The organism is Acinetobacter sp. AL9 (genome assembly GCF_041464035.1).
GTDB lineage: Bacteria > Pseudomonadota > Gammaproteobacteria > Pseudomonadales > Moraxellaceae > Acinetobacter > Acinetobacter towneri.
In genome coordinates this window covers 1-23,291 of record NZ_JAYFSK010000023.1, presented here as the reverse complement: position 1 = coordinate 23,291, position 23,291 = coordinate 1, and the positions used below count along the sequence as shown (strand labels likewise).

The following is a 23,291-nucleotide window of genomic DNA, read 5'->3' as shown; positions in this document are numbered from 1 at the left end:
CAATGTGAATTGTTGAGTAGTGTTGTAAATTTCAAAAGAAAATTCTTCTGTAAATGGTGGAGTTCCTCCCTTTTTAAAGGGAGGCTAGGAGGGATTATCAGCGTGTCGACTTAAAATCACATTTTCAATGGTTTGGATGACTGCATCGAGTTCATGTAAAATTTGTAAATTATTGAATCTTAAAATAGTTAAATTTAATTGTGCCAAAACCTGATCACGCAATAGATCGTACTTTAAGCCTTTTTCATTTAAATGTTGGCTGCCATCACATTCAATAATTAAATTTGCCGCAGGACAGTAAAAATCTACAATAAAATTCAAAATAGGCTTTTGCCGATAAAACTGTAAGCCTAAGATTTGTTTTTGGCGCAGTCGTAACCAGAGTTTCTGCTCGGCTTCGGTCATATTGTTTCTTAACTGTCGTGCGTTATGTTTTAAATTTTTATTATAAGGTTGCATGTTTTTTATTCATAATTTCTTAAATGAAGTGGTTTGTTTTTTGAGTTACCCTCCTTACGCCATGCATGGTTCACCTTTTCAGGTTCTTTAAATCCCCCTCAATCCCCCTTTGATAAAGGGGGAGGTTAGCACAAGCAGAGGCTTTGTAATGAAACATTCCTCCCTTTTTTAAAGGGAGGTTAGGTGGGATTTTAACGTTGGTGGCTTTTGCTATATATAGCTCACCTTTGACAAAGGGGAAAGCCTAGCGCCTGCAAAACTTGAAGATTTAATAAATCAATCCTCATCCTTATTGGCTTTATAGGCATAAGCATAGTTATAGCCATAGCCATAACCACCCGCTTCACGTTGAATATCATTCAAAATAAAGCCGTTGACTTTCACGCCAGCTTGTTCAAAGCGGTTGACAGTCATTTCAAGCTCTTTCATTTGCGTCTTGGCATAACGTGCCACAACCAAATTCACACCCGCATATTGTGAAATAATAATCCCATCGGTGACGGCAAGAACTGGCGGGGTATCAATCAGAATATGGTCAAACTGGCTCGACAAGTGCGTGAGCATGTCTGCAAATTTTTGCGTGCTTAACAATTCTGACGGATTAGCAGGGCTTTTGCCGCGACTGATGATGCTTAAATTTTCAACTTCAGTACTGCGTACAATGCTGCCTAACTCTTGCTGACCATTCAGGTATTCGGTTAAGCCAGGCTTAGGGTCGTAATTAAAGTATTTGTGCATATAACCACGACGTAAATCGGCATCAATCAATAATACGCGCTTATCACTTTGCGCCAAAATAGTCGCTAAGTTAGTTGAAATAAACGATTTACCCAATTCTGGTGCAGGGCCAGAAATCATAATGATATTGTTTTTGGCACTGCTTAAGGCAAAGTGAATGGCAGTACGCATGCTGCGCAGGCTTTCAATGGCAATATCATTACTATTTTTAACCGCAAGAATAGGAATATTCTTTTTCTTTTTCAGAATTTTAATAAGGCTTTCTTGCACAGGTGAATGTGGCACAGTGGCATAAACAGGTAAATCCAGTTCATTTTCAATTTGATTCGAGTCTTTAATACCTGAGCGCAACATATTACGCAGTAAAGCCAATAATGTGCCCAGAAAACCACCCAAGAAAACGGACAAAATTAAAATTTGTAATTTCTTTGGTTTAATTGGCTCAATCGGCTCTACTGCAGTATCGACAATACGCACATTGCCAATTTCACCTGCTTTAGCAATCCGCAGTTGTTGGTAAGAGTTAAGCAAGCCTGTATACAGTTGTTGTTTGACTTCTACTTCACGGAACAGTTGTAAATATTGGCGTTGTAATTCTGGCAAGCGTTTGAGCGTGCCGTCTAACTCAGCAATGCGTTTGTTAATTGCCCCCAATTGTGCATTCATTTGCTGCATGACAGGGTGTTCGTTGGTGTACTTGGCCGCAGCTTCAGCCACTTGTTGCTCTAACTGCGCTTTTTGGGTTTCCAAAGTAATACTTTGGGTTAAATATAACTCAGATTCTTTGGTCACATCGACTGTATTAAATTGTTGGCGGAAACGGTTAAATTCACGTTCTGCCACATCTAATTGTTGTTTCAGTTCTGGGAGTTGGTCTTCCAAAAACTTTAAGGTCTGTGCTGTTTCTGCACTACGACGCTCAATATTTTGTTGGCTATACGCTGCTAAAATGGCATTCAGTACTTGGGTAATGTGTTGTTTGTCTGACCCTTGGTAATTCAGCCCCAACACGCCTGTTAACTTGCCTTTTTCTGCTACTGAATAGTTGGCAGTTAAGCTTTTCATGGCAGCAGGCAGGCTTTGCTTTTGGATGTTATAGGCAGCGTTAAAGCTGTCTTGACTAAAAATTGCGACTTTCCACAGCCCAAATTCAGACTGTAATTGACTGGCTTGGTTTAAAGGTGCAGAAAAAACCACCTGTTCGGTTGCTGCATCGGTTAGGCTGTATTTGCCTTGTGCAAATTTTAAAATTAAGTTTTTATCTTGAAAATATTGCGGGATATCGAACTGGCGAATATCAAAACTTTTTTGATTGTCTTTAAACAGAACTGACTGAGATGAATATTCACTGTCATATTCATGCTTGGCAATTAAACGATTCCAAAAACTGTCTTCTGTACCTGAAACGCGAATATTTAAATTCAGATGATCAATCACGCTGCCCAACACCAAACGTGATTTTAAAATTTCAATTTCAGCTTGTGCAGGCGATTTCTGCTCAATCATATTGGACAGATCACCCAATAACGCTGCAGAGGCCCCTTTACTGTCCTCAACCTGCACCAAAGCATCTACTGCATAGGTGTCTGGTGTGGTTCTTAAATACAGTAAAGCGCAGACAATACTGAGTAGAACGCAAAGGGTAATCATTTTCCATTGTGCGATTAAGGAAAAAAATAATTCCTTTAAATCAATGGTATCTTCGGTGTTGGCGGTTTGGCTCATAGTTTAAATATCAAAAAAGTAGAATTTTAAAAAAGCTAGAATATCAAGAAACTAGATATATTTTTTCCAGTCCGCAATATAGGTTTGAATCAACTGACAGGTCTCATCAAATACGGCCTGATCATGCTGATAGGGGTCGGCCACGTTTTTACTTTGCCAGTGTCCCAATCTAAAGGTTTTGCCTTTGGCAAAGGGCCAGGTTTGTTCTACATGCTTTTGCTGATTTTGGCTCATGACTAAAATTAAATCGGCTTTTTTAATTAAGTCTGCATTGAGTTTTTTTGCTACGTGTGGACTCATGTCAATGCCGTGACGTTGCATACATAAACGGGCTTTGTCATCGGCTGCATGACCCACTAAGCCTGAAATACCTGCAGATTCAATTTGTAAGTGTGGATACTGCTGTTTTAAAAAGTATTCTGCCATGGGGCTACGGCAAATATTGCCAATACACACCACCAAAATGTGATTAATTTTCATTAGTTCCCCAAACGATCTAGGTTATATAAAGCATTTGAGAATGGAATAATTTGGTTAACCACACGTTGCCAGCGGGCCAAGCCTGAAGCATCGACATAAACAATATCATTGCTGCGCATTTTAAACTGATTGGCCAGACCAAAATCGGCAATGCTGGTTAAATCCATGTGATAGACTTCGGTATGTGCTGCATTCGGCTGGCTACGGACCACATAAATTTTACTGCGGCTGGCAGACAGTGGGTTTAAGCCTAAACTTTCACCCAATACATCGCTTAAGCTCATGCCTTGATCACGCATAGGGAGCGATTGATTTTTACCCGATTCACCCATCACATAAATTTTTTGGTTTTCACGGTTGTTGACATACAAGGTGTCATTCGGCTGGATGAGTAAGTTGTGCAATGACAAGCCTGCTTTTTCCAACTCTAAGGTATTGAGTTGATAGCTACGCCCCTGACGCACTAAAGTCATTGAAGCATTGTCGCCTTGTTGGGCATTGACCCCGCCTGCCATACCTAAAGCGGTATATACACTGACAGGTTGATCATTTAAATAGAATTGCCCGCCTTTCATGACATTGCCTTGTACCGAGTATCGCTGCCCTTGGTAAGACAAGACTCGTACAATCACATCTGGGGTTTTTAAATAACGCGCCAATTGACCGCGCAACTCACGATTCACTTGCGCTAAAGATTTACCTGCCGCTTTATAACGCCCGATAATCGGAAACTGAATATAACCCTGTGAGTCAATTTGATAACCATTTGACTCAACCGCTTTTTCGTTACTAATGGTATTGGTTGGCGGGGTAATTTCAGGATATGCCCATAAATAAATAGAGAGAATATCACCTGAACTTAAGGTGTATTGACGCTGTGGTGTATGAAATAAATGCGCATAGTCTTGTTGAATATTGTGAACTGCAGGCTGCACCGCAAGCATTGAGTCTTGGGTGAGTTTAATCACATTGACCGCTGTACCCAAGTCGGTGGTGTAAACCCCTTCGCGAGGTAAGTCGTAGGTTTGTAAACCAGAGGTGACAGCGCACCCCGTAGTGGCAATGCCACATGCCAATAAAATAGCCAGTTGAAAGTGTCGCACGCGAGATCCCATTATTAATTTTTTAAAATCGTTTTGGATAAATTGCTGTCATTTTACCGAACTTTTGAAAGAGGTATATAGCAATTTGTAACCATTTTGCATATTTGGCAGAATCTTAAAGTAGAAAAGAGAATTCTTAAAAAATTATGAAGTTATTCTAAATAGAAAAAGTTAAATATTCAAAAAAATTATACATTGCAATCTTTTTCACGTCATTTGAGCACAAATCTCAATAGAAATTTCATAAATTTCTGCTAGTATTACTGCCGAAAGATTCTTCTTTATAAAATACAGATATAAATTAAAGGCGCTAAAATGCTACAACTCTCTGAGCTAAAAATTGCCGTTATTGGTTTAGGCTATGTCGGTTTACCCTTGGCAGTTGAATTCGGAAAAAAATTGCCAGTGGTGGGTTTTGATATTCATCAAAAACGCATACAAGAATTACAAAGTGGACAAGATCATACTTTAGAAGTGTCGCCAGAAGAACTTAAACAAGCGACACATTTAAGTTACTCAGCCAATTTAGATGACTTACGCAGCTGCAATTTTTTTATTGTGACTGTTCCAACCCCAATTGATGAATTTAAACAACCTGATTTAACCCCACTTATTAAAGCCTCTACCAGTATAGGGAAAGTGCTTAAAAAAGGCGATGTAGTGGTGTACGAGTCTACAGTATACCCAGGTGCAACTGAAGAAGCCTGTATTCCAGTTTTGGAACAAGTCTCAGGCTTAAAATTTAATCAGGATTTTTTTGCCGGTTATAGTCCAGAGCGAATTAACCCGGGCGATAAGCTACACCGAGTCACCAATATTTTAAAAATCACTTCAGGCTCTACTCCAGAAGTAGCAGATTTTGTTGATCAAGTTTATAACCTTGTGATTGAAGCAGGTACACATAAAGCGACTAGCATTAAAGTAGCTGAAGCGGCAAAAGTAATTGAAAATACCCAGCGTGATGTGAATATTGCTTTAATTAATGAATTGGCCGTTATTTTTAATAAGTTGGGTATAGATACTGAAGCGGTATTGCAGGCTGCGGGAACCAAGTGGAATTTTTTACCTTTCCGTCCAGGTTTAGTCGGTGGGCACTGTATTGGGGTGGATCCATATTATTTAACCCATAAAGCACAGTCTATTGGTTATCATCCTGAAATTATTCTAGCGGGTCGTCGTTTAAATGATGGTATGGGGGCTTATGTGGTTACCCAACTGGTCAAGGCGATGATCAAGAAAAAAATTCAGGTCGAAGGCGCCAAGGTACTGGTTTTAGGCTTAAGTTTTAAAGAAAACTGCCCAGATATTCGTAATACTAAAATTATTGATATTGTCAATGAACTGACAGAATACAATATTGTTGCTGATGTGTATGACCCATGGGTGGACACAAACGAAGCCCAACATGAATACGGGATTACTCCAGTCGCCAATCTGGAACAGGGGCAGTATGACGCGGTGATTCTAGCCGTTGCCCATGATCATTTTAAAGCTATGGGTGCTGAAGCATTACGTGCCCTGGGCAAGTCTGCACATATTTTATATGACTTGAAATATGTACTGGATCAATCTGAATCTGACCTTCGTCTGTAATTTATAGGGACCATAAACATGAGCCAATATCAAACTGTATGCGAGCAATTACAACACGCACCAAAAACTTGGTTAGTAACAGGCGTGGCGGGTTTTATTGGCTCAAACTTATTAGAAACTTTACTGAAGCTGAATCAGAAAGTTGTGGGTTTAGATAACTTTGCTACAGGTCACCAGCATAATTTGGACGAAGTACAAAACTTAGTGAGTGCAGAGCAATGGGCAAACTTTAAGTTCTATGAGGGTGATATTCGTAACCTAGAAGATTGCCAAAAAGCCTGTGCAAATGTGGACTATGTATTGCACCAAGCAGCTTTGGGTTCTGTACCTCGTTCTATTGCAGACCCAATTACTACAAATGCTGCCAATATTACAGGTTTTTTAAATATGTTGGTGGCAGCCCGTGATGCTAAAGTATCTAGCTTTACTTATGCTGCCAGTAGTTCTACCTATGGTGATCATCCTGCATTGCCAAAAGTCGAAGAAAATATTGGTAACCCGCTTTCGCCTTATGCGGTAACCAAATATGTAAATGAACTATATGCTGAAGTCTTTGCACGGACTTATGGCTTTAAAGCGATCGGTTTACGCTATTTTAATGTGTTTGGAAAGCGTCAGGACCCGAATGGTGCTTATGCGGCAGTGATTCCAAAATGGACCGCAGCCATGATTGCTGGTGATGATGTATTCATTAATGGTGATGGTGAAACCAGTCGTGATTTCTGTTTTATTGAGAACACGGTACAGGCCAATATCCTAGCAGCAACTACACAAAATGATGAAGCTAAAAATCAGGTTTATAATGTTGCGGTAGGGGACCGTACCACACTTAATGATTTGTTTAATGCCATTAAAGCTGCATTAAATGAAAATGGTGTGACGTATACTAAGGAACCTATATACCGTGAATTCAGAGCGGGTGATGTACGTCACTCCCAAGCAAGTGTTAATAAAATTCAAAGTTTATTAGGTTATCAACCTACTCATAAAATTGATGAGGGAATTAATTTGGCTATGGGTTGGTATGTAGAGAAATTAAAATAATATTATTAGTTGGTATTTAAATTGTCTTTGAAACTAAATATAGCATCAACGTATTTTAGTCAAATATATAATGGATTTATAGGCATAATAGTTATGCCTATATTTCTTTTAAATATGGGGTCTGAAGCGTATGGTCTGATTGCAATTTTTACTTTGGTTCAGGCTTGGTTTGCATTATTAGATGCGGGAATTAGTCAAAGTGTATCGAGACAAACAGCAAGATATTATGCTGGAACATTAACATCTCAGGATTATTGTAATTTATATAATGGTCTGCATGTAGCATTTTTATTTATATGTTCATTCGTATTGGTTTTATTACTAACAAATATAGATGGATTAGCCAGGTCTTGGCTGAATGTAAAGAAAATAAATAACGAAGATATTTCTTATATATTGGGAATTATTTTTGTATGTGTTTTTATGAGATGTATTGGAGGGTTATATAGGGGGGTAATTAATGGTGCAGAGAAAATAGTATGGCTTAGCTTTTTCAATATAGCATTAGCTACTCTAAGATTTGTTTTAGTAATACCTTATTTATATTTATATGACTTTCAGATTTTAAAATATTTCGAATATCAATTTTTTATTGCATTATTTGAATATATTATTCTGTTTTGGAAGAAAAACAACCTTATACCTAAGAATAAAATAAATATAAAACAAAGCCTTATCGAGGTGCGCAAGAATAAGGCCTTTATTATTAATATTGGAATAGCCTCGACAATTTGGTTGCTAATCTCTCAGTTTGATAAACTTTTATTATCTAAATATGTTTCTTTAAGTGATTATGGTTATTACAGTATGGCTGTTATGCTGGCTAGTATAATTCTATTATGTAGTAGTCCTATAGGTAATGCCATATTACCAAGGTTGACTAATTTAATTTCAAGAGAAAAAAAAGAAGAAGCAATTAGTATATATATGCAGTTAACAAAATTTGTTTGTATTATTATAACTATGGTAGGTTTTATTATAATATTAAATATAAATCAAGTTCTTTTAACATGGATAGGTGATCTTAGTTCAAAAAAGTATATAGAAGATACGATTATATTTTATATATTGGGGAATATTTTTCTTGTATTGTCTAATTTTCCTTATTATTTGCAATATGCAGTTGGAGATTTAAAGTATCATATGCGTGGTAATTTGATACTAGCTAGTATTATGATTCCGAGTATGTTTTTAGCTGTATTAAATTATGGAGTTAATGGCGCAGGGCTTGTATGGCTAATAATAAATTTTTTATGGTTTTTAGTATGGCCCTATTTTATACATAAAATCTTTTTTCAAAAAATATATAATACTTGGATGTTAAGTATTGTTGTTACTGGTTTTTATATATTATTTTTAAATCTAGGGCTTTCTTTAATTGGTCGTGAAATACTCAATGAAAATTATAGTAGAATGGCTAATTTTATATATTTGATTATTTTGGGATTGATTAATTTACTAGTTGTAGTAATTTTTTCAAAAAAAATAAGAGAATTTATCTTAATTAAGTTTAGAGTATTAAAGTCATGAAAAAAGTTTCCTTCTTTCTTCCCTCTCTAAATGGTGGTGGAGCAGAACGAGTAACAGTAAATTTAATTAATAATTTAGTTGAGTTAAATGTTGATGTTCACCTTGTACTTATTAAAAAACAGGGTGTGTTTTTACAAGATGTAAGCGAAAAAGTAAAAATTATTGATCTTGGATCTAAAAGAGCTGCTTTCTCTATTTTCCCATTAGTAAGTTATCTAAATAATGAAAACCCAGATTATTTGATTTCATCCTTAAATTATTTAAATGTTATAGCTCTATTAGCTAAAAAGTTTTCTAAAGTGAAGACTAAGTTTTATATAACTGAACATAGCACAATTAGTCAACGTCTAAAAAACTTGAAAGGTACTGGTAAATTGGTACCAATGTTAATGAGGAATTTATACAATGGGGCTGATAGAATTATATGTGTCTCTAAAGGAATACAAGATGATTTAATTTCTACTTTGAAATTAAACAATCCAAATATTTGTGTAATATACAATCCTATTGATTTTAAAAAGATTAAAAGATTAAAGAATGAAAGAATTGAGCACCCTTTTTTTTGTGATGAAATACCAGTAATTATTGGGGTAGGCCGTCTAATACCTGAAAAAAACTTTGAATTATTGATTAATGCTTTTTTAGAAGTAAGAAAGTATAGAATTTGCAAATTAATAATTTTAGGAAGTGGGCCACTAGAAAAAAAATTGAAAGATATTATACAAAATTCTGACCATTCAAATGATATCGCCTTAGTTGGATTTCAAAAAAATCCGTATGCATGGATGAATCAATCAGAAGTATTTGTTTTGTCTTCTTTAACTGAGGGTTTACCAACAGTTCTGATAGAAGCTATGTCAGTTGGATGTAAAGTAATTAGTACTGATTGTCCTAGTGGTCCTAGTGAAATATTATATAATTTAAAAGAATGCTTAGTTATTAACAATGATATTGAGCAATTAAAGGAACGTCTTTTATGGAATTTAGAAAAAAATGAGAATTTAGAATACGATTTAACAAGATTTGAATATGAAAGTATAATAAATAAATATAGAAAAATTTTAGGAGTATAAGATGGAGGCTTTCTATTTTATTTCTACATTATTTGGTTTTTATTATTTTTTATTTAATAAAAGGTATTTTGATTTATTTACTTTAGCGTTTTTGTCTCAGCAAATTTATTTTATGCCTTGTTTGGTTCAGTTTTTTATAGGAGAAAATAATAATTTTCACTTTTTAGTGCCTGAAGTTTTTTTTATTGGCTCTTTAATTATTAATTTTTTAATTATTTTTTCTTTAAATATTAATATTAAAGTAAACTCTATCAGTGTTAATAATAAGAGAGGTGGAGAAAGTTACTTTACTTTCTATGCGACTTTTTTGGCATTATTTTCTTTTATTTATTGTTATATAAATATTGGTGATATTTTATTTTCCGGTGCTAAGGCCGATGTACTCAATTCTATTGATCGTTTTTATGTTATTTGGTCAACTTCCTCATTATTGGGGTTCTGCTCTGCTTACTTATTGAATAGGAAGTATTATTTTTTAATTAATTTGAGTCTCATTTTGTTAACTGTTTATATAGGGTTTAGAAGTTTTGCTGTTATAGCTTTGATTTCTTTTATTCTAATATTTTTTTTAAAACGGCCAGGTATTTCCTCTCTTTTAAAGGATTACTATAAAATTTTCTTATTGGGAGTTTTTTCATTTTTATTTTTTCTTATTTATAAAGGTGTTTATATAGCGATAAAGTTTAAAGACTATGATCGAGTTTTTGAAAATTTAACAAATCCTGATTTTTATTATATTGCTTTATCTGAGGCTGAACCATTTGGGATCCAAATGATTTTGAGCGATGTAATAAGTTATGATTTTTTTATTGGTATGGAAAATTTTAAAAGAATAATTTTAACTTTTATAGTATTTGGTGATTCTTTAGGAATTGATAATAAAACGTTCAATGATTATTTTCAGCCAGCACTTTATGGAAGTGTAGGTTATGGTATGGGTAGCAATATATGGGCTCATATTTATAGTTCTGGTGGTTGGATATTACTTATATTATTTATTTGCTTTTTTTGTTTAACGATTAGATTTTTTTCTAAAAAAGTATATTCTGTGAACACACATTATAAATCTTTATGGGTTGTTTTATCATGTTACTGGGTTTTTTATATCCATAGAAATGATTTATTTTATCAATTAGGTTTGGAAAAAAGAGTTGTTATTGTTTTTCTTATGGCTGCTTTTTTAGCATATTTAACCCATTTTTTGATAAAAGGTTTTTATAAAAAATCATGAAGTCTATAATTTTTATATTTCCAACATCACAATTAGGTGGTGCTGAAAGAATTATGTTTAACTTGGCAAAATATCTTGATGCTATTAATTATGAAGTGGTTTTGTTTATTCTCTCAAATGGTAGAAATCCTGTATTAGATGTTTATTCTAAAGAATCTAATATGAGGGTTATTTACTGTGACTCATGTAATGATAAGAATTTATTTTCTTATCTGCAGCTTTTTAAGATAATTAAAATAAATAATTTTGATTTTATATTTACATCTCATATTATTACTAATGCATTAGTGAGTTTATTTTTGAAAACATCAAAACTAAATTCAAAATTAATTTCTCGTGAATCTACTGTCCCTTTCAAACGATTTTCTGGATACAAAATCTTTGTTATAAAATCATTATATAAATTTTTTTACGGAAAACAGAGCCTTTTGATTTTTCAAACGGATTTCATGAAAAAATCTTTATTTGAAAATTTAGGTTATTTACCAGTAAAGAATTGTATGGTTATACCTAATTGTGTAGATATAGATAATATAAAAAAGCAAATAATAAATTCAAATTTCTCATATAACGAGGATGTTCTAACAATTGTCGCTTGTGGTAGATTTATTGAATTAAAACAATTTGACTTATTAATTAAAGCATATTCTGACTTTATCTCAAGTTATAAAAAGCCTACTAGATTTATTTTGGTAGGAGATGGTCCAATGAAAAATGAACTAGTAGCATTATCTGAAAAATTAGGTATAGCTGATAATATAATATTTACTGGTAACGTTAAAAATCCGTCAGCATATTTTTCTATAGCGGATATCGGAATTATATCTTCAACTATTGAAGGTTTTCCTAATGTTATTTTAGAAATGATGATTGCAGGTACAAAAAAGATTGTATCTACACCTTGCACTCCAGCGATTTATAATTTACCTAATATTTTGATTTCTAATGGGTGTACTGAGAAAGATATGTTAGAAGCTTTAATTGAGTCCGCAAATAAAAAAGAAGATAATTCTTTTTTATACAAAAAGTATATTCAGGAATTTAGATCTATTAATTCTTTCTGGAACAAAGTCATTGAGAATATATAAATGAAATTTTTAATGATCAGTAGTTTTCTCCCTTCAGTACTTAACTTTCGTGGAAAGTTACTCGAAGCGATTCATCAGAAAGGCTATGAAATCCATATTATTGCACCTGATTTGCCTTCTTTCCCTAGCGAACATGAAAAACTCCTAGATTTAGGTTATTTCATACATGAAATTTCCATGCAACGCACAGGCACTAATCCTGTAGCAGACTTAAAAACCTTAGGAAGCATGTATACGCTTATAAAAAAAATCAAACCTGATTATGTTCTATCTTATACGATCAAGCCGGTGATCTATGGAACACTCGCCGCGTGGCTGGCAAAAGTACCGAATCGGTATGCCTTAATTACAGGTTTAGGCTATGCATTTCAAAATGTAGAAACTCAGACTAAGCGTAGTGTTTTCCAGAAACTGGTTCATGGTTTATACCAGCAGGCATTGTCGCGCAGTCATAAGGCATTTTTCCAAAATCCGGATGACTTAAAACTTTTTCAGGATTTAAAGCTTTTAACCGTTCAAATGCCTACAGTAGTAGTGAACGGTTCTGGGGTTAATGTTGCCGACTTCAATGTATTGCCTTTGCCTCTAACTGCTGATCAGAAAATTAAAATATCCTTCTTGCTGATTGCACGTTTACTGGGAGATAAAGGTGTCCGTGAATATGCCGAAGCAGCAAAAATTATCAAACATAAATATCCGCATGTGGAATTTAATCTGGTGGGCTGGATTGATGAAAATCCTTCGGCCATTCGCCAGCAAGAATTGGATCAATGGATGGCCAGTAACACATTAAAATACTGGGGGAAACTATCTGATGTTCGTCCTGCAATTGCAGAAAGCTCGGTGTATGTGTTGCCATCGTATCGTGAGGGTACACCCCGTACAGTTTTAGAGGCCATGGCAATGGGCCGGGCAATTATAACCACGGATGCACCAGGTTGTCGTGAAACTGTTACCGATGGCGATAACGGCTTTCTGGTTGAAGTAAAATCCGTGGAAAGTTTAGTAAAAGCAATGGAGAAACTCATTCTTCAGCCAGAGCTTATCGCTAAAATGGGAAGTCGCTCCCGAGAAATCGCACTTTATAAATACGATGTACATCAGGTAAACGCACATATGATGCAAGAAATGGGTTTGATCTAAATGCTAAAACGCCTTCTCGATATTATCATCGCCTCCATTGCCCTAATCCTGCTTTCACCACTTTATGCCTTTGTAGCTTATAAAGTGAAAAAGAATCTTGGTTCGCCAGTATTATTTCGCCAGGTGCGTCCCGGCTTACATGGCAAGCCCTTTGAGATGATCAAATTCCGAACCATGAAAGATGCTGTGGACGAGCAGGGTAACCCATTGCCCGACAGTGAACGTTTAACTCCGTTTGGCAAAATGCTGCGTTCTAGTAGTCTGGATGAAATGCCAGAACTCTGGAATGTCATTAAAGGCGATATGAGCATCGTCGGACCACGCCCACTACTCATGGAATATTTACCGCTATATAACCAAGAACAAGCCAAGCGCCATTTAGTCCGCCCAGGTATGACAGGGCATGCACAGGTAAATGGACGTAATGCCATTAGTTGGGAAGAAAAATTCAAGCTGGATACCTGGTATGTCGAAAATCAGTCCATCTGGCTCGACTTCAAAATTATGTTTAAAACGGTTCATAAAGTTTTAGCAAAAGATGATATCAGTGCCGAGGGTGAAGCGACTATGACACGTTTTACTGGCTCACAACACAAGGACGAAACATAATGAAAGCTTTATATATTGGTGTTTACGGTGCAAGTGGCTTTGGTAAAGAAGTTATGCCATTGGTACGCCAGCAATTTCCAACCTTAGCTAAAGATAACTTTGTTTTTATTGATGATGGTCAGGCTGGCAATAGTTTAAATGGTTATGCTGTTCTAAGTTATCAGGATTTTCTCGCCCAACCAAATACACATAAGGCTGTAACCATTGCTATCGCGAATAGTCAAGTTCGTGAAAAACTGGTTCAGCGTTTAAATGAGGACCAGATACAGCATCTAGATGTTCATGCAGGCAACACAGTTATTCTAGATGAGGTGCATATTGGTGAAGGGAGCTTACTTTGCCCTTTCACTTGTCTGACATCCAATATTAAAATTGGAAAATTTTTTCATGCCAATATTTATAGTTATGTCGCTCATGACTGTGTGATTGGCGATTACGTCACTTTTGCTCCCGGGGTGAAATGCAATGGCAATATCCATATCGAAGATCATGCCTATATTGGTACAGGTGCCGTGATTAAACAGGGTACACCTGACAAGCCTTTAGTGATTGGTAAAGGTGCGGTGGTGGGTATGGGGGCTGTAGTCACCAAGAGCGTTCCACCCGGCGTAACGGTGATTGGCAATCCGGCAAGAATTCTAGAGAAAAAATAAGTTTTTAAATTTAAAAATTCAGGACACATCATGTTAAACACTGCATTTGAACCATGGCCAAGTTTTACTCAGGAAGAAGCGGATGCGGTTTCCCAGGTTTTGTTGTCGAATAAAGTCAACTACTGGACCGGACAGGAATGCCGCGAGTTCGAAAAAGAATTTGCCCAGTTTGCAGACACCCGGTATGCAGTGGCACTTGCCAACGGTACTGTTGCTTTAGATGTTGCATTCAAAGCCTTGAACATTGGCACGGGTGATGACGTGATTGTCACTTCACGCACCTTTTTAGCATCGGCAAGCTCCATTGTGACAGCAGGTGCCAACCCCATTTTTGCAGATGTAGAACTCGATTCACAAAACATTTCTGCCCGTACCATTGAAGCGGTACTCACTCCAAATACCAAAGCAATTATTTGTGTGCATTTGGCAGGCTGGATGTGTGATATGGATCCGATTATGCAACTGGCAAAAGAAAAGGGTCTGTATGTGATTGAAGACTGTGCCCAAGCACATGGTGCGATGTACAAAGGCAAATCTGCAGGTTCAATTGGACATATTGGTGCGTGGTCGTTCTGTCAGGACAAAATTATGACCACAGGTGGCGAAGGCGGTATGGTTACCACCAACGATGAACAACTATGGAAAAAAATGTGGTCGTACAAAGACCACGGTAAAAATTACGACAGCATTTATCACAAACAACATCCACCAGGGTTTCGCTGGTTACACGACTCTTTTGGCACCAACTGGCGCATGATGGAAATGCAAGCCGTGATTGGACGTATACAATTACAGCGCATGCCAGAATGGACACAAAAACGTACCGAGCATGCACAGCGCATTTTGGCAGCCTTTCAGGACAGTCCATATTTTACTGTGCATTACCCAGACAGCGACTATGTACATGCCAACTACAAGTGTTATGTGCAGGTCAATAGCGAACAGTTACCTGCGGGTTGGTCACGTGATCGTATCATGCAGGAAATCAATGCGCTGAATGTACCTTGTTTTAGTGGTTCGTGTTCAGAAGTGTATTTGGAACACGCCTTTGATGGTACAGCATGGCGACCTGCACAGCGTTTGGTCAATGCACAGCAATTGGGCGAAACCAGTTTAATGTTCTTGGTTCATCCAAATTTAAGCAATGACAGCATAGAAAAAACCATTGCAGCCATTCAGCAGGTGATACAACAGATGGCAGGCTAAGCCATACTTGTGATGCAGCCTTCTAGTGGTGATCTTCATCTTGCGATAGGGCGCAAAGGGCTGCGTCAGATTAGTTGGTGCATTTACATCACTAGACTATTGCAGTGCGATAAAGCCATCTAATCTTTAAATCGAAAATAGAGTAAAATATTGCAAAGCAATATATCTTACTCTGATAAAAATAGTGTGAACTGAGGGTTGTTTTAAGATATCTCATCCAAACCATCCTCAGTAAAAAATTGAGAAGCCTCATTCCGTGAAATCCATTATCGAACCTGCTGTAGAATCCCCCCGCTTAGTCAAACTTGCATTTTTAATGGTGCTGGACTTTTGTATATTTCCTGTCTTGCTGTGGCTATGTTATGCCATCCGCCAGTTTGATTTAGGCGCAGAAGTGGTGCCCAACTTGGCTTTTGGTTCGGTATGGGCAAGTGTGATTGCTGTTGTATCGCTGTTTATTTTTGGGGTGTATCGCTTTATTGTGCGCACCTACAGCGAACTGTTTATGGTCAAACTGGGGTTGGGTACTGCTTTGACTGTGGCAGGGTTGTATGCGCTGGCTTATTTTACCGATGCTTTTATTCCCACCTCGATACCACTCATGTTTGGCTTTCTCATGTTTGCATGGGTTTGGTTTAGCCGTGGTTTTATTCGCTTTATCGTGCGTTCTTATTTACAGGCCGATGTACAAAAAAAACGTGTGGCGATTTATGGTGCAGGCAATGCAGGACAGCAAATTGCAGCAGTACTATACAATTCCGATGAACACTTACCCGTATTATTTATAGATGATGATCCCTCACTCACTGGGCAGCAGTTGGGACGTTTAAAAGTCTATGACGCAGACAGCGCATTAAAATTGTTAGCTAAAAAAAATGTCGATGAAATTTTGATTGCATTACCTTCTGTCGGGCGCATGCGTAAAAGCGAGATCGTCAAATTCTTAGAGCCTGCACATATTAAAATTACCGAAATTCCAGGACTGACCAAACTGGTCGATGGTGAAATTCACGTATCGGATATACAGGAAGTCGATATTATTGACTTGTTAGGGCGTGATCCTGTGCCGCCTGTCCCCGAACTGTTGGCTAAAAATATTCAAGACAAAATGGTCTTGGTCACAGGCGCGGGGGGATCCATTGGTTCTGAACTGTGTCGCCAAATTGTCAAAAATAAACCCAAAGCTTTGGTAATTTATGAACTGACCGAATTTGCGTTGTATAGCATTGATAAAGAATTACGCTTAAATAGCGATGTCACGATTATCCCGATTTTAGGTTCAGTGCTCGATCAGGCCAAACTAGAGCGAGTGATGGAACAGTATAGGGTTCAAACCGTGTACCATGCGGCTGCTTACAAACACGTGCCCTTGGTAGAATGTAACCCATTGGCAGGTTTGAAAAACAACGCCATTGGTACGGCATTTAGCTTAAATGCAGCGGTCAAAACAGGTGTAGAAACCTTTGTACTCATTTCTACCGATAAAGCCGTGCGTCCAACCAATGTCATGGGGGCGTCTAAACGTATGGCAGAATTGTATTGTCAGGCGATGGCAGAAGCGCAAGATCAGACCCAAATTAGCATTGTCCGTTTTGGGAATGTCTTGGGTTCATCGGGTTCGGTGGTGCCGTTGTTTAAACAGCAAATTGCCAAAGGTGGACCCATTACCGTGACTCATCCTGAAGTCACCCGTTACTTTATGACCATTCCAGAAGCCTCACAATTGGTCATTCAGGCGGGTGCTTTAGGTCAGGGGGGCGATGTATTCCTGCTGGATATGGGGGAACCTGTTCGCATTCAGGACTTGGCCCGTCAAATGATTGCACTGAGTGGTTTAAAAGTACGAGAAACAGGCAGCCAGGAAGGTGATATTGAAATCCAATATTCAGGCTTACGCCCAGGCGAAAAACTCTACGAAGAATTGTTGATTGATGCCGATAATACCGAAGTGACCCAGCACAGTCGTATTTTACGTTCTTATGAAAAAATGTATCCGTTGGATGAATTGCTGATGGTGTTCGAGCGTATGCATGACTTAACCGCAATTCAGAGTGATATCGACTGGGCTTTGGCACAGCTTGAACACTATGTGGATGGTTATGTCCGTGGGACAGAAGTTAAGGTGAACTAAATTTCAAAAACTAAGTTGAAGTAAGTCAGTTCAACTTGTTGATGAGTAAAATTTAACTAAAAAATTTGTGTAAATTTAGGTATCTAAGATGATTAAAAAAGCCATTTTACCCGTTGCTGGTTTAGGCACCCGCTTTTTACCTGCCAGTAAATCTATCCCTAAAGAAATGGTGACTGTGGTCGATCGTCCTGCGATTGAATATGTAGTGCGCGAGGCAATTGCAGCAGGGATTGAGCAAATTATTTTGGTGACCCATTCCTCTAAGGCCTCCATTGAAAACTACTTTGACCGTAACTTTGAGTTAGAAACAACTTTGGAACAAAAACAAAAACTGGATTTGCTCAAAGAAATTACCGAAATTTTACCTGCACATGTCAGTGTCGTTAGTGTACGTCAGCCACAGCCTTTAGGCTTAGGGCATGCGGTTTTATGTGCTAAATCTGTAGTGGGCAATGACGCTTTTGCGGTACTGTTGCCCGATGTATTGGTTAAAGATGATGCTGCACAAAATGACTTGGCACGCATGATTCAGCGTTTTGAGCAAAGCAACGCTGCACAGATTATGGTCGAAGCAGTGCCAGATCATCTGGTCGATCAATACGGTATTGTCGATGTAGCCACAGCACCTGCTGAAGGTGAAAGTACCGTGATGCAGGGCATTGTCGAAAAACCCGCAGTAGGCACGGCACCTTCTAATTTATCGGTGGTGGGGCGTTATGTCTTGCCTGCAGAAATTATGACTTTGCTCGAAAACACCCCTAAAGGGGCGGGTAATGAAATTCAATTGACCGATGCGATTGCCATGTTGCAACAAAACAGTGTGGTGGAAGCTTACCGTATGCAAGGTCAGACTTTTGACTGTGGCAGTAAGTTGGGTTACTTAAAAGCAGTGTTGCATTATGGGCTCGATCATCCAAAACTAGGTGATGATTTTAAAGCCTTGATTCAAGAGTTAAAGCTTGAATCTTAAAGGTGATTAAGGGGGGAGATTAGAAAATCTCTCCCAACCTCTCTTTAAAAAAGAGAGGGGTGCTCATTATAAAATTGATTTTATGTGCGAAAATTTAAAGCAGTGCTTAAATTCTTGCTCATGGTGGAACATCCATTATAAAGCCCTTGCTTGTGCGAACTTCCCCCTTTTCAAAGGGGGATTGAGGGGGATTAAAAAACCTGAAAAGTTATTCATATATGATGTAGGAAAGGATGAAATGTAAAAATCTTTCCTAATCTCTCTTGAATCAAGAGAGTAACCCCATGAAATAAACAGCATCAACCAATACACAGGAACCACATTTTGAAAGTCGCAGTCTTTGGAAAAACCCTCTATGCAGGCGTGATGTCTGCACTCTTGGCAGAATGTGGGCATCAAGTCTATTGGTGCGATATCTTTCAGGATGCTGCCCATCCACTCGAACAGCAACATCTCAGCTTTCAAGACCAAGCCTTGAGCCTGTTATTACAACAACAATGCAGTAAGGGCTTTTTACACTATTGTGATTTTGCTGCATTGCCTTTAGATGTGGATGTGTATCTACTCAGTTTGAACCCGACTGAAGAAGCTCACGCCTTAACTGTTTTGCGGCAGTTGCAACAACGTCCGATCATTCACCCTAAACTGATGATCAATGCCTCGACTTTGGGCTTAAATGGCACACAGCGCCTGCAAAAAATCTTGCCACAAGATGACTGGATTTATTTGCCCGACATGATTCAAGAGGGCAATGCCATTCAAAGTATGACCCGCGCACAGCAACTCACGGTGGGTTGTGAAAATGAACGTGCGCAAGTCAAACTCAAAGAATTACTCCGCCCCTTATTTCCACGTGCACAGCAATATCTTTTTATGCCCGTGTTGGATGCAGAATTTACCAAACTGAGTATTTCAGGCATGTTGGCAACCCGTATCAGTTATATCAATGACTTGGCGGTGGTGGCAGAAAAACTCGGGATTGATATTGAGCATGTACGCCAAGGCATGGCGGCAGATAGCCGTATTGGTGCATCGTATATGTATCCTGGTGCGGGGTTTGGTGGTGAAAACTTTAGTCATGATATTTTGACCCTTGCCAGTACCGTATCCACCACAGGGGTGAAAAGTCAGCTGTTGGCGCAGGTCTGGGACATTAACGAACAACAAAAAGAACTCTTGTTTAGAAAGCTTTGGAATTATTATCAGGGCGATTTAAACGGCAAAACCGTGGCGATTTGGGGCGCGGCTTTTAAAGAAAATACTGCACGGGTGCAACATTCTCCCATTCATGTGATGTTGCCTGCGTTGTGGGCGCAGGGTGTGACGGTCAAATTGCATGACCCACAAGCCTTGCCTGAAATTGTGGCACAGTATGGTCAGCGTGATGATCTAATTTTATGTACAGACCAATATCAAGCCGTCGAAGGTGTATCGGCATTGTGTGTGCTGACCGCGTGGAAACAATATTGGAGTTTGGATTATCCGACTTTGTTGCAGCAGATGCAGCATCCGCTGATTTTGGATGGTCGTAATATTTATGATCCTGAATTTGTGAAGGCACAAGGTTTTGCTTATATGGGAGTCGGTCGCTAATGATTCGTAGCACAATGTCACAGGCGCAAAGCTCGATCTCCCCAAATGACAATGCCTTGTCGCAGTTACAACAATTGCAGCAACAGTTTCAGCAACTGCATTTAAATCAGCTGTTTGCTCAAGATCCACAGCGTTTTCAGCGTTTCTCGGTGGCTTTGGACAGTGTGCTGTTTGACTATAGCAAGCATCGGATTGATGCCAAGGTGTTGCAGACCCTGGTTCGGTTTGCACAGCAGAGTCAACTTGCTGAGTGGATTCAACGTTTATTTTCAACGGCAACAGGCTCAGAGAAAATCAACTATACCGAACAGCGCGATGCGATGCATTGGGCCTTGCGTTTGCCTGCGACCAGCCCAGCATCAAGTGCTTCCGAACAGACCGATGCCTACGCTGCATTGACTGAGCAAGTCCATACCCAGCTTGAGCGTATGTATGCCTTGGTGGAAAAAATCCATGCAGGCCAATACCGTGGTGCCACGGGTGAAGTGATTCAGGATGTGGTCAATATTGGTGTCGGTGGCTCAGATTTAGGCCCATTGATGGTGACCCAAGCCTTATCTGATTTTAAAGTGGCAACTGAAAAACCACTGAATGTACATTTTGTGTCCACCATGGATGGCAGCCAGCTATCTGAATTGCTGCATCGTCTGCGTCCTGAAACTACTTTATTTATTATTTCGTCCAAGTCTTTTGGCACCATAGATACCTTATCCAATGCGCAAACGGTGAAACAATGGCTAGAAAAGGCCTTGGGTACACATGCGCAAATTCTGAAACATCACTTTATTGGGGTATCCACCAAAGCCGATAAAATGACTGCTTGGGGCATTTGTCCTGAAAATCAGCTCTTGCTTTGGGATTGGGTCGGTGGTCGTTATTCGTTATGGTCGTGTATTGGCTTACCGATTGCCCTGACCATTGGCGTTGCGGGTTTTCAGCGGTTTTTAGCAGGTGCACATGCGGTTGATCAGCATTTTCAAAATGCTGCATTTGATCAGAACATCCCAGTGCTGATGGGTTTGCTGGGGGTGTGGAATAATAATTTCCTGAATATTCAGACTCATGCGGTCTTGCCTTATGATGGACGTTTAAAATACTTCGCTTCGTATTTACAGCAATTAGAAATGGAATCGAATGGCAAGTCGATTCAGCGTAATGGCGAGGCGGTGAGCTTGGATACTTGCCCGATTGTTTGGGGTGAGGTCGGGCCGAATGCACAGCATGCGTTCTATCAATTGTTGCACCAAGGGACACATGCGGTCAGCTGTGATTTTATTGCCCCTGTGCAGCGTTATAATGCCAATCAATTTACCTATGCGGAAAATGCTGAGGCTTTGGTGGAGCAGCATCATTTGGCCTTGTCCAACTGTTTGGCACAATCGCGGCTTTTGGCCTTTGGCAATCAGGCTTTAGATCAGCAGGAATTAGATGGCTTAGCTGCATATAAGCAGTACAGTGGTAATCAGCCAAGTAGCAGTATTTTATTGCAAGAACTCAATCCGTATAGCTTGGGCATGTTGATTGCCCTGTATGAACATAAAGTCTTTGTGCAATCGGTGCTGTGGAATATTAATCCTTTTGACCAATGGGGCGTAGAAAAAGGTAAGGAAATTGCCAATCAGCTCTTGCCTATTTTAAATGGGCAGCAACAGGATTTATCGGCACTCGATGCATCGACCCAAGGTTTATTAAAAATTTTATTAGGAAAAATAGATGGCTAATATTTTAGTCACAGGCGGTGCGGGCTATATCGGTTCACATACCTGTGTTGAGTTGCTGAATGCAGGGCACAGCGTGGTGGTGCTAGATAATTTATCTAATAGCTCGGCAGAGTCATTGGCGCGGGTGCAACAATTGACAGCTAAACCCTTGCATTTTATTCAGGGTGATATTCGTGATGCTGCTGCTTTGGATGCTGTGTTTGCTGCACATCAAATTGATGCAGTGATTCATTTTGCAGGACTCAAAGCAGTGGGAGAAAGCCAACAAATTCCACTGAGCTATTTTGATAACAATATTGCGGGTTCAATTAGCTTGATGCAGGCGATGCAGCGCGCGCATGTGTTTAAATTGGTGTTTAGTTCATCGGCTACAGTATATGATGAAGCCAATATTTCGCCGTTGAATGAAGAGATGCCAACGGGCATGCCAAGCAATAACTATGGCTATACCAAACTGATTGTGGAACAGCTTTTACAAAAAGCAGCCCTTGCCGATGCACGTTGGTCGATTGCGCTATTGCGTTATTTTAACCCTGTGGGGGCACATAAAAGTGGTTGCATCGGCGAAGACCCACAAGGTATTCCAAATAATTTAATGCCTTATGTCACCCAAGTGGCGGTGGGACGTCGTGAAAAACTGTCAATTTTTGGGCAGGATTATCCCACGCCAGATGGTACTGGTGTGCGCGATTATATTCATGTGGTCGATTTGGCCAACGCGCATTTATGTGCCTTGAATAACCGTTTGACTGCCCAGGGTTGCCGTGCTTGGAATATTGGTACGGGTAATGGAATTTCGGTGCTGCAAGTGAAGAATACTTTTGAACAGGTCAATGGTGTGCAGATTCCATTTGAGTTTGCACCACGTCGTGAAGGCGATGTGGCGACCTCTTTTGCAGATAATAGCCGCGCCTTGCAAGAACTGGGCTGGACACCACAATATGGCCTAGAAGATATGTTGACTGATAGCTGGAACTGGCAAAAGCAGAATCCGAATGGTTATCGTCAAAATTAATCATTCTAGCCATACACTCAGCCACAAGGTTTAGAGCATAAAAACGGGAGTCAGTTTTGACTGTTCCTTAAAATGTATTCAAACATACTCAAGGACTAATTCGCACTCTGTTAATGTCTTGTTGCCAAGCGTGTAACTAGAGCCTGAGTCGGTCAGTTCCGACTTGTAGCGGTCAGTCCGTTCTTG

The 23,291-nt window shown here is 38.8% G+C and carries 19 protein-coding genes; 15 read left to right on the top strand and 4 right to left on the bottom strand.

What is annotated here, in order from left to right:
• Nucleotides 1-84: 84 nt before the first annotated feature.
• The 4 genes from ACEO2X_RS07245 to ACEO2X_RS07230 form a co-directional block, all read right to left on the bottom strand.
• The gene (locus ACEO2X_RS07245; protein WP_166135360.1) at nucleotides 85-459 is read right to left on the bottom strand and encodes an endonuclease domain-containing protein; all 375 of its coding nucleotides are present in this window, start codon (nucleotides 457-459) and stop codon (nucleotides 85-87) included.
• A gap of 276 nt (nucleotides 460-735) precedes the next feature.
• Nucleotides 736-2,922: a polysaccharide biosynthesis tyrosine autokinase gene (locus ACEO2X_RS07240; RefSeq protein ID WP_371971463.1), complete on the bottom strand. Its 2,187-nt coding sequence runs from the start codon at nucleotides 2,920-2,922 to the stop codon at nucleotides 736-738.
• Nucleotides 2,923-2,973: 51 nt separating this feature from the next.
• Nucleotides 2,974-3,402, bottom strand: coding sequence for a low molecular weight protein-tyrosine-phosphatase (locus tag ACEO2X_RS07235; protein ID WP_178904563.1), 429 nt, complete (start codon nucleotides 3,400-3,402; stop codon nucleotides 2,974-2,976).
• Nucleotides 3,402-4,505, bottom strand: a complete 1,104-nt coding sequence (locus ACEO2X_RS07230; protein WP_371971461.1) for a polysaccharide biosynthesis/export family protein — start codon at nucleotides 4,503-4,505, stop codon at nucleotides 3,402-3,404. The genes ACEO2X_RS07235 and ACEO2X_RS07230 overlap by 1 nt, the downstream gene beginning before the upstream one ends.
• Before the next feature lie 315 nt (nucleotides 4,506-4,820).
• On the opposite strand from ACEO2X_RS07230, the gene tviB reads away from it, so the two are divergent.
• From tviB to galE, 15 genes are all read left to right on the top strand, one after another.
• Nucleotides 4,821-6,098, top strand: a complete 1,278-nt coding sequence (tviB, locus tag ACEO2X_RS07225) for a Vi polysaccharide biosynthesis UDP-N-acetylglucosamine C-6 dehydrogenase TviB (protein WP_371971459.1) — start codon at nucleotides 4,821-4,823, stop codon at nucleotides 6,096-6,098.
• Nucleotides 6,099-6,116: 18 nt separating this feature from the next.
• The gene (locus tag ACEO2X_RS07220) at nucleotides 6,117-7,142 is read left to right on the top strand and encodes an NAD-dependent epimerase/dehydratase family protein (RefSeq protein ID WP_371971457.1); all 1,026 of its coding nucleotides are present in this window, start codon (nucleotides 6,117-6,119) and stop codon (nucleotides 7,140-7,142) included.
• Between the two features lie 9 nt (nucleotides 7,143-7,151).
• Nucleotides 7,152-8,672, top strand: coding sequence for a lipopolysaccharide biosynthesis protein (locus ACEO2X_RS07215; RefSeq protein WP_371971455.1), 1,521 nt, complete (start codon nucleotides 7,152-7,154; stop codon nucleotides 8,670-8,672).
• Nucleotides 8,669-9,745: a glycosyltransferase gene (locus ACEO2X_RS07210; RefSeq protein ID WP_371971453.1), complete on the top strand. Its 1,077-nt coding sequence runs from the start codon at nucleotides 8,669-8,671 to the stop codon at nucleotides 9,743-9,745. The genes ACEO2X_RS07215 and ACEO2X_RS07210 overlap by 4 nt, the downstream gene beginning before the upstream one ends.
• A gap of 1 nt (nucleotide 9,746) precedes the next feature.
• Nucleotides 9,747-10,976 (top strand): O-antigen polymerase, encoded by a 1,230-nt coding sequence (locus ACEO2X_RS07205; protein WP_371971451.1) that lies wholly within the window; start codon nucleotides 9,747-9,749, stop codon nucleotides 10,974-10,976.
• Nucleotides 10,973-12,064, top strand: a complete 1,092-nt coding sequence (locus ACEO2X_RS07200; RefSeq protein ID WP_371971449.1) for a glycosyltransferase — start codon at nucleotides 10,973-10,975, stop codon at nucleotides 12,062-12,064. Before ACEO2X_RS07205 ends, ACEO2X_RS07200 begins: the two co-directional genes overlap by 4 nt.
• Nucleotides 12,065-13,207 carry a glycosyltransferase family 4 protein gene (locus ACEO2X_RS07195; protein ID WP_371971448.1) on the top strand — a complete coding sequence of 381 codons (1,143 nt, stop codon included), beginning with the start codon at nucleotides 12,065-12,067 and terminating at the stop codon, nucleotides 13,205-13,207.
• Complete coding sequence (locus ACEO2X_RS07190; protein ID WP_371971446.1) at nucleotides 13,208-13,816, top strand: sugar transferase; 609 nt, start codon at nucleotides 13,208-13,210, stop codon at nucleotides 13,814-13,816.
• A complete protein-coding gene (locus tag ACEO2X_RS07185) occupies nucleotides 13,816-14,469 on the top strand; it encodes an acetyltransferase (RefSeq protein ID WP_371971445.1) in 654 nt (217 codons plus the stop codon). Before ACEO2X_RS07190 ends, ACEO2X_RS07185 begins: the two co-directional genes overlap by 1 nt.
• 30 nt (nucleotides 14,470-14,499) lie before the next feature.
• Nucleotides 14,500-15,675 carry a DegT/DnrJ/EryC1/StrS family aminotransferase gene (locus tag ACEO2X_RS07180; protein ID WP_371971443.1) on the top strand — a complete coding sequence of 392 codons (1,176 nt, stop codon included), beginning with the start codon at nucleotides 14,500-14,502 and terminating at the stop codon, nucleotides 15,673-15,675.
• A gap of 256 nt (nucleotides 15,676-15,931) precedes the next feature.
• Nucleotides 15,932-17,806, top strand: coding sequence for a polysaccharide biosynthesis protein (locus tag ACEO2X_RS07175; protein WP_371971442.1), 1,875 nt, complete (start codon nucleotides 15,932-15,934; stop codon nucleotides 17,804-17,806).
• 88 nt (nucleotides 17,807-17,894) lie between these two features.
• Nucleotides 17,895-18,776: a UTP--glucose-1-phosphate uridylyltransferase GalU gene (gene galU, locus ACEO2X_RS07170; protein WP_371971440.1), complete on the top strand. Its 882-nt coding sequence runs from the start codon at nucleotides 17,895-17,897 to the stop codon at nucleotides 18,774-18,776.
• A 324-nt stretch (nucleotides 18,777-19,100) separates the two neighbouring features.
• Entirely contained in the window at nucleotides 19,101-20,369 is a 1,269-nt protein-coding gene (locus tag ACEO2X_RS07165) for a nucleotide sugar dehydrogenase (protein ID WP_371971438.1), read from the top strand.
• On the top strand, nucleotides 20,369-22,090 hold the full coding sequence (pgi, locus tag ACEO2X_RS07160) for a glucose-6-phosphate isomerase (protein ID WP_371971436.1): 1,722 nt from the start codon (nucleotides 20,369-20,371) through the stop codon (nucleotides 22,088-22,090). The genes ACEO2X_RS07165 and pgi overlap by 1 nt, the downstream gene beginning before the upstream one ends.
• Nucleotides 22,083-23,105 (top strand): UDP-glucose 4-epimerase GalE, encoded by a 1,023-nt coding sequence (gene galE, locus ACEO2X_RS07155; protein WP_371971435.1) that lies wholly within the window; start codon nucleotides 22,083-22,085, stop codon nucleotides 23,103-23,105. Before pgi ends, galE begins: the two co-directional genes overlap by 8 nt.
• The last annotated feature ends 186 nt before the right edge of the window (nucleotides 23,106-23,291 follow it).

Excerpts from the sequence above, each read along its gene's own strand:
- ACEO2X_RS07245 (WP_166135360.1), bottom strand. The coding sequence starts at position 459 with ATGCAACCTTATAATAAAAATTTAAAACATAACGCACGACAGTTAAGA.
- ACEO2X_RS07180 (WP_371971443.1), top strand. The coding sequence starts at position 14,500 with ATGTTAAACACTGCATTTGAACCATGGCCAAGTTTTACTCAGGAAGAA.
- ACEO2X_RS07240 (WP_371971463.1), bottom strand. The coding sequence starts at position 2,922 with ATGAGCCAAACCGCCAACACCGAAGATACCATTGATTTAAAGGAATTA.
- ACEO2X_RS07195 (WP_371971448.1), top strand. The coding sequence starts at position 12,065 with ATGAAATTTTTAATGATCAGTAGTTTTCTCCCTTCAGTACTTAACTTT.
- ACEO2X_RS07190 (WP_371971446.1), top strand. The coding sequence starts at position 13,208 with ATGCTAAAACGCCTTCTCGATATTATCATCGCCTCCATTGCCCTAATC.
- galU (WP_371971440.1), top strand. The coding sequence starts at position 17,895 with ATGATTAAAAAAGCCATTTTACCCGTTGCTGGTTTAGGCACCCGCTTT.
- ACEO2X_RS07210 (WP_371971453.1), top strand. The coding sequence starts at position 8,669 with ATGAAAAAAGTTTCCTTCTTTCTTCCCTCTCTAAATGGTGGTGGAGCA.
- ACEO2X_RS07205 (WP_371971451.1), top strand. The coding sequence starts at position 9,747 with ATGGAGGCTTTCTATTTTATTTCTACATTATTTGGTTTTTATTATTTT.
- ACEO2X_RS07200 (WP_371971449.1), top strand. The coding sequence starts at position 10,973 with ATGAAGTCTATAATTTTTATATTTCCAACATCACAATTAGGTGGTGCT.
- ACEO2X_RS07185 (WP_371971445.1), top strand. The coding sequence starts at position 13,816 with ATGAAAGCTTTATATATTGGTGTTTACGGTGCAAGTGGCTTTGGTAAA.
- tviB (WP_371971459.1), top strand. The coding sequence starts at position 4,821 with ATGCTACAACTCTCTGAGCTAAAAATTGCCGTTATTGGTTTAGGCTAT.
- ACEO2X_RS07220 (WP_371971457.1), top strand. The coding sequence starts at position 6,117 with ATGAGCCAATATCAAACTGTATGCGAGCAATTACAACACGCACCAAAA.
- galE (WP_371971435.1), top strand. The coding sequence starts at position 22,083 with ATGGCTAATATTTTAGTCACAGGCGGTGCGGGCTATATCGGTTCACAT.
- pgi (WP_371971436.1), top strand. The coding sequence starts at position 20,369 with ATGATTCGTAGCACAATGTCACAGGCGCAAAGCTCGATCTCCCCAAAT.
- ACEO2X_RS07235 (WP_178904563.1), bottom strand. The coding sequence starts at position 3,402 with ATGAAAATTAATCACATTTTGGTGGTGTGTATTGGCAATATTTGCCGT.